This is a genomic window from Leucobacter sp. G161 (assembly GCF_001482305.1).
Lineage (GTDB): Bacteria > Actinomycetota > Actinomycetes > Actinomycetales > Microbacteriaceae > Leucobacter.
In genome coordinates this window covers 69,351-82,052 of sequence record NZ_LOHP01000047.1, presented here as the reverse complement: position 1 = coordinate 82,052, position 12,702 = coordinate 69,351, and the positions used below count along the sequence as shown (strand labels likewise).

The 12,702-nt window shown below is 66.0% G+C and carries 11 protein-coding genes; 8 read left to right on the top strand and 3 right to left on the bottom strand.

Annotated features, from left to right (window positions below):
• Positions 1-143: 143 nt before the first annotated feature.
• Positions 144-1,931, top strand: a complete 1,788-nt coding sequence (locus AUL38_RS04935) for an acyl-CoA dehydrogenase (protein WP_059059648.1) — start codon at positions 144-146, stop codon at positions 1,929-1,931.
• A 57-nt stretch (positions 1,932-1,988) separates the two neighbouring features.
• Complete coding sequence (gene fabG / locus AUL38_RS04930) at positions 1,989-2,726, top strand: 3-oxoacyl-ACP reductase FabG (RefSeq protein ID WP_059059646.1); 738 nt, start codon at positions 1,989-1,991, stop codon at positions 2,724-2,726.
• A gap of 9 nt (positions 2,727-2,735) precedes the next feature.
• Here fabG and AUL38_RS04925 read toward each other — a convergent pair whose 3' ends face one another.
• A complete protein-coding gene (locus AUL38_RS04925) occupies positions 2,736-4,028 on the bottom strand; it encodes an MFS transporter (protein WP_059059644.1) in 1,293 nt (430 codons plus the stop codon).
• Between the two features lie 128 nt (positions 4,029-4,156).
• Here AUL38_RS04925 and AUL38_RS04920 point away from each other — a divergent pair, with 128 nt between their 5' ends.
• The 4 genes from AUL38_RS04920 (at position 4,157) to AUL38_RS04905 (ending at position 8,465) form a co-directional block, all read left to right on the top strand.
• Positions 4,157-5,494, top strand: a complete 1,338-nt coding sequence (locus AUL38_RS04920) for an LCP family protein (RefSeq protein WP_059059643.1) — start codon at positions 4,157-4,159, stop codon at positions 5,492-5,494.
• 13 nt (positions 5,495-5,507) lie between these two features.
• Positions 5,508-6,716, top strand: coding sequence for an FtsW/RodA/SpoVE family cell cycle protein (locus tag AUL38_RS04915; protein ID WP_059059640.1), 1,209 nt, complete (start codon positions 5,508-5,510; stop codon positions 6,714-6,716).
• Between the two features lie 82 nt (positions 6,717-6,798).
• Positions 6,799-7,809 carry a sensor histidine kinase KdpD gene (locus AUL38_RS04910; RefSeq protein WP_059059639.1) on the top strand — a complete coding sequence of 337 codons (1,011 nt, stop codon included), beginning with the start codon at positions 6,799-6,801 and terminating at the stop codon, positions 7,807-7,809.
• Positions 7,809-8,465: a response regulator transcription factor gene (locus AUL38_RS04905; protein WP_059059637.1), complete on the top strand. Its 657-nt coding sequence runs from the start codon at positions 7,809-7,811 to the stop codon at positions 8,463-8,465. Before AUL38_RS04910 ends, AUL38_RS04905 begins: the two co-directional genes overlap by 1 nt.
• Positions 8,466-8,505: 40 nt before the next feature.
• Here the strand turns inward: AUL38_RS04905 and AUL38_RS04900 are convergent, their stop codons facing one another.
• Together AUL38_RS04900 and AUL38_RS04895 are read right to left on the bottom strand one after the other, a co-directional pair.
• A complete protein-coding gene (locus tag AUL38_RS04900) occupies positions 8,506-9,471 on the bottom strand; it encodes a carbon-nitrogen hydrolase family protein (protein WP_201023682.1) in 966 nt (321 codons plus the stop codon).
• A 77-nt stretch (positions 9,472-9,548) separates the two neighbouring features.
• Positions 9,549-10,973, bottom strand: coding sequence for a cytosine permease (locus AUL38_RS04895; RefSeq protein WP_059059633.1), 1,425 nt, complete (start codon positions 10,971-10,973; stop codon positions 9,549-9,551).
• Positions 10,974-11,066: 93 nt separating this feature from the next.
• Here AUL38_RS04895 and AUL38_RS04890 point away from each other — a divergent pair, with 93 nt between their 5' ends.
• Positions 11,067-11,645 carry a TetR/AcrR family transcriptional regulator gene (locus tag AUL38_RS04890; RefSeq protein ID WP_059059630.1) on the top strand — a complete coding sequence of 193 codons (579 nt, stop codon included), beginning with the start codon at positions 11,067-11,069 and terminating at the stop codon, positions 11,643-11,645.
• Positions 11,646-11,735: 90 nt separating this feature from the next.
• Entirely contained in the window at positions 11,736-12,686 is a 951-nt protein-coding gene (locus AUL38_RS04885) for an alpha/beta hydrolase (RefSeq protein ID WP_083506601.1), read from the top strand.
• Positions 12,687-12,702 lie beyond the last annotated feature (16 nt).

Below are 12,702 nucleotides of genomic sequence, written 5' to 3'. Positions count from 1 at the left end.
CGTCCCCGCGGGCACACGAGCCAGCGTAGCCAAGCGTCCTCGAAGCGTGGCCGCGGCGCAGCGGGAAACATAAAAGTGACGTCATGTTTACTTTTGTGTAGGGTGAGTGTGGTGACACAGGGGTTACACGACAGGAGCTGAGTGTGGAGCACAAGAGATCTCTCATTTTGGACGCGGCCGAGCAAGATTTTTGCCTGTATGACTGGCTCGACGTCGAATCGCTGAGCCGCTACGAGCGCTTCGCGGATCACAACCGCGACACGTTCGAGGGCCTCACGGATCTCGCACGCGAGCTCGCCGAAGAGTACTTCGAGCCGCATAGCCGAAAGGGTGACCTCAACGAACCCAAGCTCGTCGACGGCAAGGTCGAGCTCATCCCCGAGGTCTCTGTCGCGCTCGACGCGTTTGCGGAGGCCGGGTTTCTTGGCGCGACGATGGATGCGGATCACGGTGGTTTCCAGGTGCCGAGCGTCGTTTACCGCGCCGCATTCATGTGGTTCCAGGCTGCAAACGTCGGCACGGTCTCCTACCCGCTGCTCACGACCGCGGCGGCGAATCTCATCCGGCAGCACGCCTCTGCGGAGCTCGCGGCGAAGTTCCTTCCGCCCATGCTCGACGGGAGCTGGTTTGGCACGATGAACCTCTCCGAGCCCGGCGTCGGATCCTCGCTCGGTGATCTCACGACGAGCGCGACCGAGTCGGCGGACGGCACCTACCGGATCCGCGGTGACAAGATGTGGATCTCGGGAGGTGACCATGAACTCTCCGAGAACATCGTGCACCTCGTACTCGCTCGGACTGGCGGGCCGGGCGTGAAGGGCCTGTCGCTCTTTATCGTGCCGAAGTGGCTCGGCGATCCTGGAGCGGTCACCGAGCGCAACGACGTTGCTCTGGTCGGCATCAACCACAAGATGGGCTACCGCGGAACGGTGAACACCGCGCTCTCGTACGGTTCAGGGCACTTCCCGGTCGGCGAGGAAGCTGGCGCGGTCGGGTATCTCATTGGCGAGGCCGGGCGCGGGCTGCACTACATGTTCCTCATGATGAACGAGGCGCGGATCGGTGTTGGCGCGTCTGCGGTTGCTCTGGGCATGACCGGCTTCCTCCACGCACGCGACTACGCGCGCGGCAGAGTGCAGGGCCGGGAGCTCGGGTCGAAGGATCCCTCCAACCCGCCGGTGCCGATCATCCGGCACCCCGACGTGCGACGCATGCTCATGCTTGCGAAGGCATATGCGCAGGGTGGCACAGCGCTCATCCTCTACGCGGGCAAGCTCCTCGACGAGAGCGAGGCCGAGACGGACCAGGCGAAGAGCGCCGCACTGAAGCTCCTGCTTGAGGTGCTCACGCCGATTGCGAAGAGCTGGTCGTCGCAGTGGGGCCTCGCCGCGAACGATCTCGCGATCCAGGTGCTGGGTGGCAGCGGCTACGTGCGCGACTTCCCGCTTGAGCAGTTCTACCGCGACAACAGGCTCAACCCGATCCACGAGGGCACCCATGGCATTCAGGCGCTTGACCTGCTCGGCAGAAAGGTGCTGCTCGAGGACGGCGCGGGCTTCGCGGATCTCCTCGGCCGGATGCGTGCAACCTGCGCAGAGACGGCCCCGATCGAGCCGGAACTCACGGGGCTGGTGGCCGATCGGATCGACAGGCTCGAGCGCGTCACCCAGCAGCTCTGGGCCGACGGGGACGCCCCGACCGCGCTCGCGAACGCCGCACACTACCTCGAAGCCGCCGGCGACATCGTCGTCGCGTGGCTGTTCCTCGACCAGCTTACGGCTCTCGGGATCACTTCGGCAGCGTTCGCTGCCGAGAAGCGGGCGACCGTGCGATTCTTCATTACGCACGTGCTGCCGCGCGTCGACGCCGACTTCGAGCTACTCGCATCGCAGGATCGCCAGCTCGTCGACCTCGACGACACCCTCATCTAACCCGACCGCAGCCACCTTGCCGAACCACCCGTTCGGCGCAGCACCAGGAGTCACCACATGTCAACACTCACGTTTAACTACACCGGCCGCACCGTCGTCATCACGGGCGCCGCCCGCGGCATCGGCCTCGAGGTCGCGCGCGCCTTCACCGGTTGGGGAGCCGACACGTTCATCGTCGACTTCGACCCTGAAGCGCTGGCCGCGGCAGCCGCCGATACCGGCGCGCGCACAATCCAGGCCGACGTGACGAACAGTGAGCAGGTGAACGCTGCCATTGCGGAGGTCGTTGAGGCGACGGGTCGCGTCGATGTGCTCGTGAACAACGCCGGGATCCTCCGTGACCGGATGCTGTGGAAGGCGGAGGACGAGGATTGGGAGGCCGTGCTCGCGACCCACACCGGCGGCACGTTCCGGTTCTCGCGCGCGGTCGTCCCACACATGCGCGCGCAGGGCAGCGGGCGGATCATCAACGTCACCTCCTACGCCGGGTTGCACGGTAACCCCGGACAGACGAACTATTCGACCGCGAAGGCGGGCATCATCGGGTTCACGAAGACCGCGGCGCGCGAGCTCGCGCGTTTTGGGATCACCGTGAATGCGATCTCGCCGAACGCGGCGACCCGCATGGTCGCGTCGATTCCCGCTGAACGCTACGCCGAGCTCGAAGCCCAGATCCCGCTCGGACGTTTCGCGGAGCCGGCGGAGATTGCGCCCGCGATTGGGTTCCTCGCGTCTGACGAGGCTGGCTACATCACGGGCGACGTGCTCACCGTCGACGGCGGGCTGTCGATCTAGGGGCGCGGCCTACGCTTCGCCTGCCGCCTTCGATCTCCGCTCGCCGCGCAGAATGAAGAAGCCGAGCACGACGGCGCCGACGGTGAGCACGATGCCCCCGAACAGCACGGAACCACGGAGGCCGAAGAGCGAGCCGAGTACGGCAACGGTGAGCCCGCTGAACGTCATCATGCCCGGTCCGAACATCGTGTAGGCGCCGATCACCCTGCCGCGCTGGTCGTCGGGAGCCCGGAGTTGCACGATGCTCATCTCGGTCGCGTCGGCGGTGATGCGGGCGACGCCGCCGATGAGTAGTGCAACCACGGCGATCGGGTAGACGGAACTCGTCGCGAACACGATCGTCGTGATGCCGAGGATCGTTGCCGCGATGACCGCGGTGCGGGCGGTGGTCGGCACCCTGCCGGTCGCTTCGAGCAAGAACCCGCCGATCACGCCGCCCGCGCCGTTTGCAAACAGCAGCACGCCGTATGCGAGCCCGGCTGAGCCTGCGCCGAGGCCCTCGGCGAACTCCGGCATCGCATTCTGGATCACCGCGCCGATGGTTGCCGCGCTCAGCGCCGAGAGCAGGATCATGCCGAGGAGCTGGCGGTCGTTGCGGATCGTGCGGAGCACACCGAACGCTGAGAAGAAGGTCATCCGCTTCTCGGATGCACGCGGAGCCGCCGTTCCGTCCTGCTGCTTTTCGGTGTCATGGCGGTCGAGCTTCACGAACCACAAGAACACGGTCAGCGGGAGATAGAACAGGATGTTCACGAACATTCCCGCGGCCGGGCCGATGCTGAGCAGCAGCGCGGAGCCGACAACGGGGCCGGCGAGGAACGCGAGGGAGCGGAAGGTGGCGTTCATGCGGATCGCACCCGGCAGCTCCTTGGGGCCGGCGAACTTGTAGAGGAGCAGCTGCTCTGCGGGCATCCACAGGCACCCCGCGATGCCGTGCAGCACGAGGAGCACGCAGGCGTGCCAGAGTTCGAGGGAGCCGGTGAGGAACAGGATGCCCCAGGTTGCGGACACCGCCATGAAGAGTGCCTGCCCGACCTGAATGACGCGCCGCGGGTCGAAGCGTTCGGCAAGCGCGCCGGCAGCCACCGAGAACAGCAGGTACGGCAGCCAGTGGCTCACAATCTGAAACCCCACCAGCCACGGGGAGTGGAAGGTCTGCCAGAGCACCCAGTAGGCGAGGACGTGCTCGACGTTGTCCGCCATCATCGACAGCGCGCCGCCCGCGATGTACGGTCCGGTGCGGCGGTCGCGGAGCGCTCCGAACTTTCTCGGCTGATCCTCGGGCATCTCAACGCTATTCATCAGACCTCACTGTACATCGCGTCGTGAGGCGCGACGCGCGCCCGCCGATTCCTTGGAGCTTCCTTGGTGCGACCGCGAGAACCTAGAACGATCGTGTCCGTCACCGCAGCAACGAATGGAAGACCGCTATGCGCAACACCCCGATCCCCGAGAACCCGGCACCGACGGGCCGGCCTCGCATGAGTCGGCGCCGTCGCAAACGCCTGACGCTCGTTATCGCGAGCACGGTTGTGGTGGTGCTGGGCCTGAGCGCGGCCGCTCTGGCGTTTGCGTTCCACACGGTGAACGACGGTATCGTCCGCTCGGACTTTGTGCTGCCGCAGGTCGAGCACATCGTGGCCGCGGACCCCGGGGAACAGAACATCTTGATTATGGGGATGGATAGCCGCGTCGATCAGAACGGAAACCCACTGCCAGACGGGGTGTATGAGGCGCTCCATGCCGGTGGTGCGGACGACGGAGGGTACAACGCGAATGTGCTCATGCTGCTGCACATTCCCGAGGACCGCTCGAAGACCGTCGGCATCTCGATTCCGCGCGACGACTACGTCGAGATCCCAGGGGCACCACTCGGCGTGGGGTATTCGAAGATCAAAGAGGCGTATGGCCTGGCGATGCAGGAACAGCTCAATGAACTTGTGTGGCAGAACGAGGGCGAGCTGACAGACCAGGAGATCTACCAGCAGGCTCGCGCTGCGGGCAGGCAGGCCCAGATCGAGACCGTCTCCCATTTTCTCGGCGACGTGCGCATCGACCACTTCGTGGAGATGACGATGGGTGGGTTTTATCACGTCACTCAGGCCGTCGCACCGGTCACGGTGTGCCTGAACCAGGCGACTCAGGACACCTATTCGGGTGCGGATTTTGATGCCGGCGTGCAGGAGATTGACGCTCAGCAGGCGATGAGCTTCGTGCGGCAGCGGCGCGACACCGGCTTCGACGGGCCGTTCCTCACCGACCTCGACCGGTCGAGGCGCCAGCAGGCGTTCCTGGGTTCGCTTGCCGACAAGCTTCGGCAGAAGAGCACCCTGATGAACCCGAAAACGGTGTGGTCCCTCGTCGACGTGACGCAGAAGCACGTCGCTCTCGACGCCGACTTTGACGTGCTCGGGTTCATGCGGATCGCCCACGAGGTGTCGCAGACCGGCGCGCACTTCATCACCCTGCCCATCATCGACTTCGAAACGGTTGACGGTGCGGAGGTGAACATCGTCGATGTCGAGGAGATCCAGGGCATCGTCGCGTCGGTGCTCGACGGCAGCTACTTCGATGCCCCCGAGGAGGACGGTGCCGGTGCCGAGGCAACGGGCGACGAGGCCGCGGGCGAGTGGAACGAAGCGGACGCCGATGCCGCAGCACCCGAGGCAGTCGACGAGACCGACGAGAGCGCGCAGCTGCCTGGCACCGCACGCTATGACTCCTGGGAGGAACCCATTCAGGCGGGATCCATCCCCTGCGTGAATTGAGCGTGACGACGCAGTGCGACAGCAGACGGTGTTCCTCGGAGCGGAGTCGGGGAAGCGGGCTCCGGTAGTCCCGACGCAGCCCGGGCGGCTCCGGCGGCTCACGATTGTGCTGCTCAGTGTCGTGCTGCTGCTCGTCGCGGTGGGCGTGCTCATGGTGCAGTCCGCGAGCCAGGTCGTCGCGATTTCGGCTGGGCGGCACCCGCTCGAGGGCGTGCTGCGGCAGGGAGGCTACGCGATGCTCGGGATCGGCCTGATGTTTGGGGTGAGTCGGGTGCCGACGGCGCTGCTGCGGCGCTACTCCTGGCTGCTGCTGCTCATCGGGTTTGTGCTGCAGGTACTCGTTTACTCGCCGCTCGGATACGAAGCGGGAGGCAACCGCAACTGGTTGCGTCTCGGGCCGATTTCGATGCAGCCAGCCGAGTTCATGAAGTGTGTGCTGCTCGTCTGGGTGTCGTCGGTGATCGCGACCAAGTGGCGGCTGCTCGACAACTGGATGCACGTTGTCGTGCCAATTCTTCCGGTGGTTGCGGCGTCGATGTTCATTAACATCCTCGGCGGCGATCTCGGCACGCTCGTCATCCTTGCGCTGCTCGTGTTCGGGTGCCTCTACTTCTCGCAGGTGCGGTTGCGGATCCTCGCAGGCATCGCCGGCGTTGCAGCGATCGGGATCGCCACGATGACGCTCATGAAGCCCAACCGGGTGGTGCGCATCATGCACTTCTTTGAGGTTGACTGTCTTGCCGATGCGGAGCACGCATACGCCGGATGCTGGCAGACGCTCAACGGATTCTGGGCGCTCGCGAACGGGGGCCTGTTGGGGGTGGGTGTCGGCAACTCGACGGCGAAGTGGCACTGGCTCCCCGAAGCGGAGAACGATTTCGTGTTCGCGATCCTCGGGGAAGAGCTCGGGTTCATCGGTGCGATGACCGTGATTCTCGCATTCGTCGTGCTTGCTGTCGTGCTGATGGGACTCATGGCGTACTGCCAGACCCCGTTCGCGCGCTCGGTGCTCGGCGGCATGACCGTCTGGATTACCGGCCAGATGATCGCGAACATCGCGGTCGTGCTCGGGTTTATCCCGGTGCTCGGGGTGCCGCTGCCGTTCATTTCCGCGGGCGGCACGTCCCTGCTGTCGCTGCTCATCGCGATGGGTGTTGTACTCGCGTGCGTTCGGGAGGCAGCAACGGCGGAACTCGCGGAAGGTCGTGTCGCGGTTGCGTAGCCGGGGCGGTGGAATCGTGCGACAGTGGAGACAACACTGGTACGCGGGGTCGTTGGACGGGCTCGGAACAAGGAGGCTTGAGATGGCACAATCTCGCGGACGTTCCCACCCGTTGCCCGACGAGCTGGCCTATCGCCGGTCGGCTTCGAAGATCGGGTGGCAGGTCATGGCCGTCTGCGCGGCGCTCGTGGTGATCGGCGGGGCGGTGATCCTCGCGTTCGTACTGTGGCAGACCACCCCGGGCGAAGCAAACAAGCAGCCGCAGCCACGTGAAATCGAAGTGCGGCTCGACCCCGGCGAGCTCATTCTCGCGACGGCACTGCTCGCCACGGGCGCCGTCATCTGCGCGGGCCTCGCGGCCAGGCTCATCGCCAGGCGTGCGGTGTACCCGCTCGATGAGGCGTTCCGGCTACAGCGTCGCTTTGTCGCGGACGTGAGCCACGAACTGCGCACGCCGCTCGCGGTGATTGACGCCCGCGCCCAGCAACTCGCGGCGCTCACGCCTGCGGGAGACTCGCGCCAGCGGGTGCTCGCAGAGCTGCGACAGGACGCGCGGATCATGGCCGAGGTGATCGACGCGATGCTCACGTCGGCCTCCGGGGGCGCGCCTCGCGAGGGGACCGCGGCGCTCGCGGACACGGTGGCCGGTGTCGCGCAGGATCTCGGTGGTGTTGCCCGACAGTTCGGGGTGACCGTCACCCACGAGAGCGAGGCCGTGTCGGTCGCGGTCCCCGCGAGCGTGTTGCGGCGCTGCCTCGTTGCGCTCGTCGATAACGCAATTGACCACTCACCCGAGGGAAGCGCCGTCTCGATCGTTGGGTCCACCCGAGACGGAGCAGCGCTGGTGACCGTGCGCGACCAGGGGAGCGGGATCCAAGGGATCACCCCCGAGCGCATCTTCGACCGCTTCGCGCAGGGCACGCCACCGCAGACGCAGCGAGGCGCGTCGCGCACGAGCCGCGGGATCGGTCTCGCCCTCGTGCGCGAACTCTGCGCTGCGCACGGCGGGGAGGTGCGCGTCGTCAGCTCCGCACCCGACGGCACCGAGTTTGAACTCGTGCTGCCCGTCGCAGACGCCGGGGAGGCGCGCTGATGCTGCGACTCCTCATCGTCGAAGACGATCCGCGTCTCGGCCCGATCATGCGCGACGTGCTCTCGGCCGAGTGGGAGGTCGAACTCGTGCCCAGCGCCGAGGTAGCCGCCGAGGCGATCGCTGCGCGGCACGTGGACGTCATGATCGTCGACCGAGGGCTGCCGGGCGTGAGCGGCGAGACGTGGATCCGCGAGCTGCGGAGCCGGCGGATCGAGACACCGATCCTCGTCCTCACCGCGCTCGGCGAACTGCACGACAAAGTCGAAGGCCTCGACGCCGGCGCGAACGACTACCTGGTGAAGCCCTTCGAATTTGAGGAGCTCAATGCCAGGCTTCGCGCCCTCACCCGGCGCTACGACGGCGGTGGGCCGCGCTACGACATTGGCGGCTGGGAATTCTCGCCCGAAGACCAACGCATCCAATCGCCCTACGCGGGCAGCGTGCTCCTCACCGGCACCGAGACCGCCCTGCTCGCGGCGCTCGCCGCAGAGCCGGGGCGCACGTTCTCCCGTGAGGAACTCCTCGCGCGCGTGTTCGCCCAGGGGGAGAGCGAGACGACCGTCGAGACCTACGTGCACTACCTCCGGCGGAAGACCGACAAGGATCTCATCGAGACCGTGCGCGGCCGCGGCTACCGGCTCGGCGCGCTCGGATAGCGTTCCGCAGTCCAGCCGATCGCGCGGGCGGGGCAGAGCGCTAGTCCTCGCGCAGAATCACGCCCTCGCGCCGGCGGGCGTCGACCCGAAGCTCGAACACGTCGTTTCGCGCAGAGTGACCGACGACATCCAAATCGTGGTGTGCGCGATCCACGGCGCTCAGGTCGATACGTGCGAGGACGATGCCCGGCGTACCCCGGACAGGCTCTACGACCCAGTTCCCGTCGGGGCCGATGACTGAGGAGCCTCCGTCGAAGAGCAGCCCGGTGGCGGGCGCGTTCGGGCCGACGCCGATACGGAACGCTTCGCGAAGCGCTTCGGGGATGTCTTCGACGGCGAGGAATAGTCCGGCTGACAGCACGAAGCATCGGCCTTCGAATGCGTAGCTCCGCGCCGCGATGAGGTGGATCTCGCTGGTCTCTGGCCATGCCGCGACGTGGATTTGCTCGCCGCTTGCGTGCAGCGTCTGCCGGGCGAGCGGCATCCAATGCTCCCAGCACACGAGCCCGCCAAGCCGACCGACGGGGGTATCGACAGCACGAAGTCCTGCCGCGTCACCTGCTCCCCAAATGATTCGCTCGGAGTGGGTGGGGACCAGCTTCCGGTGGACGTTGAGCGTTGAGCCGTCCGGGCCGATCGTCACAAGGCTGTTGTAGAGCGTGCCCCCTCGCGGGGCACGCTCGTTCAGGCCCATCACCACTGTCACCTGTCGGTTGGCTGCAACAGCACGGAGAGCACCGAGCGCATCTTCGGCGTCTGTAGGGGCGCCAAGCACGGGGCTCTCCGCAAGGAGGCGCGCGTGCCAGTGGCGAGCTGTGGCGTCATCCCACCCGGCCATGCCAAAGGCCCAGGCCGGGTAGCACGTCAACCATGTTTCGGGAAACACGATGAGCTTCGCACCGGCGTCGGCCGCCTCGGTCACGTGATCGACGGCACGCGAGAGCGAGGCCGCGAGGTCGAGGACCGCAGGCGGGTACTGAATGATTGCAACGGTGTGAAGCGTCACCGGGTCTCCTTGCATGGGGTGGTTGGTTGAAGGCCAGTTGGGCGGGTGGATCTGGGACGGTGTGGTACGTGACGGGGCTAGTGACCGCCCTCGAGTGTGCGTTCGCTGCGCACGATCGCTGCTTCCTCGCCCGAGCGGTCTTGGCTCCGTGTGAGGACGTAGTACAGGCCGCCGGAAACGATGATCGCCGGAACGAATGAGAGATCTGCCCCGCCGAGCGCCTGAGCGACAGGGCCGGTGTACACGGGCAGCGAGAAGAATGGGATAGCGACGATGAATCCTGCCGCGTACGACACGAGCCCGCGCCATGCCCAGCGGCCGTACACACCATTCGGGTTGAAGATCTCGGTGATCGCGTAGCGGCCATGCCGAACGAGATAGAAGTCGACAAGGTTCACTGCGGTCCAAGGCACGAGGAAGTACAGCATGAGGGTGACGAAGGAATTGAAGCTGTCGAGGTAGTCGTCGGGAATCGACAGCGCGACGATGAGGGTGAGGAGACCGACAATCGTGAGGCTCACGACGCGCAGGGTGACGGTCGGACGCATCCGCTTGAAGCCATCGACAGCGCTGATGCCCGTGAGCATGGCGCCGTAGGCGTTGACTCCCATGATCGTGATGAGCGCGACTGAGCCGACAAGCACAACAACGGTGCCAAAACCTGGAAACAGCAGATCGCCGGTCTGCTGGAGCGCTGGGATACCGTCGACGTTGGGAATCTTGCTGCTGAGGACTGCCCCGAGCGACATGAGCCAGATCGCTGAGCCAGCTGCGCCGGCGTAGGTCCAGCCGATGAGTTTGCCGGCGGGCGCATTCTCGGGCAGGTAGCGGGAGTAATCGGATACGTAGACGGAGTAGCTGAGGTTGAAGCCTGCCGCGAGCGAGAGCTGCACGAAGAATCCGGCGGTGTCCCACCCCGCGCTGAGACCCGGAGCTCCCGCGGCCGTCGGGAGCACGAAGATTGCGAGCACGGTGACGATTCCGAACACCACGATGAGAACATAGGTGAGCCACCGCTGCACGATGTGGAGCAGGTCATGCCCGACGATCGCGATCACGATTGAGACGATGATGAGTACCGGATACCAGAAGAATTCGCCGCCGGGAGCGACGGTCTGGATCCCTTGAGTGCCGATGATGGTGTCGAACACCATGAAACCGACGTAGACAAACACGGTTGCGATGAAGGGGATGATCGCGCCGCGTGATCCGAACTGGGCGCGTGACTGGATCATTTGCGGCAGGCCCATGCGCGGGCCCTGATTGGCGTGGAACGCCATAAAGAATGTGCCCGATCCTGCGCCGAGAACGATGGCGAGGACGGTCCAGGGGACGCTGAGGCCCATGCTCGGGCCGGTGAAGCCAACGAGCATGGTGAGGATGACGAAGTTGCCGGTGAACCAGAACGGGCCTTGATGCCAGACTTTGCCGCGGCGTTCGGCTCGCGGGACGTAGTCGATCGACCTCGTCTCGATTGTTGGTGGTGTTGCTGGTGTTGACATCGTTGTCCTCTCGGCCGGTGTGGGACACCCCACTTGAATAGTCGCACACTTGTGCGAATTGAGATAGTAGCACAGCTGTGCGAGAATAAAGCCATGGCGAGACAGCTCGATCACGAGGCCCGAGACCGAGCGGTCGTTGAGGCTTCCTGGCGGGTGATTGCCCGCGAAGGGATGACGGCGCTCACCGTGCGCAGTGTGGCGAAAGAGGCCGATCTGGCGCCCAGCTCGCTGCGTTATTCGTTCCCCACGCAGAGCAGTGTTAGGGAGCGCGCGATTTCGGCGGTGCTCGAACGTCTGCAGGAGCGCGTTGTCGCGCTCCCCGAGGATGCGCACTGGGGCGAGAACGCCCTGCTCGAACTCATGCCAGTGGACGGCGAAAAACACACGGAAGCGATCGTCTGGCTTGCCCTCGAAATGGCAGCGGTTGCGGACGTTGATCTCCAGCCCGTACGGGCGCGTGCGAACGCGTATATTCGCACAGTGTGTCACGACGTGGCGGCCTGGCTAGGTTCGTCGTCGGAGGATCTTGTGGACCAGCTGCACGCCTTTGTAGACGGGCTGACGCTCCACGTTGTGGTGCGCGATGAGTGCACGCCACAGTGGGCGGAACGGGCGCTGCGGATCTATCTCGACGAGGTGCGCGAGCGCATCGCTGCGGGTGTGCAGAACTAGGGGTGGAGCTGCGGGCCGTTGCGCTCACCGGCGCCCCAGTGAAGAATGGGAGTGCTCGAAGGTGTTGCCTGACCGTCGCTGGAGGCGCTCATGACGGAGGTCGATCTCGACCCGCAGGAGAGCGCCGCCGCGCCTCAACGGGTTTCGGCGATTCCGATCCACCCCGAGCTCGCCGCCGCAGCGCGGTGGTTGCCTCGCCACCTGACCAACCGTTGGACCCTCCGCCCGCAGCGTGTCATCACGCGGGCACTGCGTGGCTTCTCGCGGCGCGGTCCGACGCCGGTGCGCGTCTCGCCGACGGCAAGCCTCACCCTGTTTTGGCCGAGCGTACCCCGCACGGAGTTGCAGCCGGCGGTGTTCTGGATTCACGGCGGCGGCTACGTTGCCGGCGACGTGCAGCAGGACCGTGAGCGCTGCACCGAGATGGCGGAGGCGACGGGCGCGGTGGTGGCAGCGGTCTCGTACCGTAAGGCCCCTGAATATCCCTACCCCGCGGCACTCGACGACTGTCTCGCGGGGGTGCGTGCGCTGCGTGCGCTCCCCGGGATCGACCCGGGACGGGTCGCGATCGGTGGGGCGAGCGCGGGCGGCGGGCTCGCTGCGGCGCTCGCGTTGCGGATGCGTGACGAGGGCGATCCGGATCTTGCCGCGCAGCTCCTGCTGTATCCGATGCTCGACGACCGGACCGAGCGGCCCCGGAACGAGCACAACTTTCGACTGTGGGAGCACCGCAGCAATGACTTCGCGTGGGCGGCGTATCTCGGTGGCGCGGACGCGGACCTGGCAGTGCCGGCCCGCGCGACCTCCCTTGCAGGGGTGGCGCCGACATGGATCGGCGTCGGGACCAACGACCTCTTCCTCGGCGAGAGCCGGGACTACGCGAGGCGACTTCGTGCGGCTGGCGTGACCTGCGAACTCGTAGAAGTTCCGGGGGCGTGGCATGCGTTTGACGGGTTCGTGCCGCAGGCTTCCGTGTCGCGGGGGTTCTTCGCGGGGCAGTACGCCTTCCTGCGCACCCGGTTACACACGGACGGTGACTGATGACGCTCCCGGCGGC

Bases quoted from the DNA above. Each gene is read 5' to 3' on its own strand.
- fabG (WP_059059646.1), top strand. From the start codon at position 1,989: ATGTCAACACTCACGTTTAACTACACCGGCCGCACCGTCGTCATCACG.
- AUL38_RS04925 (WP_059059644.1), bottom strand. From the start codon at position 4,028: ATGAATAGCGTTGAGATGCCCGAGGATCAGCCGAGAAAGTTCGGAGCG.
- AUL38_RS04920 (WP_059059643.1), top strand. From the start codon at position 4,157: ATGCGCAACACCCCGATCCCCGAGAACCCGGCACCGACGGGCCGGCCT.
- AUL38_RS04910 (WP_059059639.1), top strand. From the start codon at position 6,799: ATGGCACAATCTCGCGGACGTTCCCACCCGTTGCCCGACGAGCTGGCC.
- AUL38_RS04905 (WP_059059637.1), top strand. From the start codon at position 7,809: ATGCTGCGACTCCTCATCGTCGAAGACGATCCGCGTCTCGGCCCGATC.
- AUL38_RS04895 (WP_059059633.1), bottom strand. From the start codon at position 10,973: ATGTCAACACCAGCAACACCACCAACAATCGAGACGAGGTCGATCGAC.
- AUL38_RS04890 (WP_059059630.1), top strand. From the start codon at position 11,067: ATGGCGAGACAGCTCGATCACGAGGCCCGAGACCGAGCGGTCGTTGAG.
- AUL38_RS04885 (WP_083506601.1), top strand. From the start codon at position 11,736: ATGACGGAGGTCGATCTCGACCCGCAGGAGAGCGCCGCCGCGCCTCAA.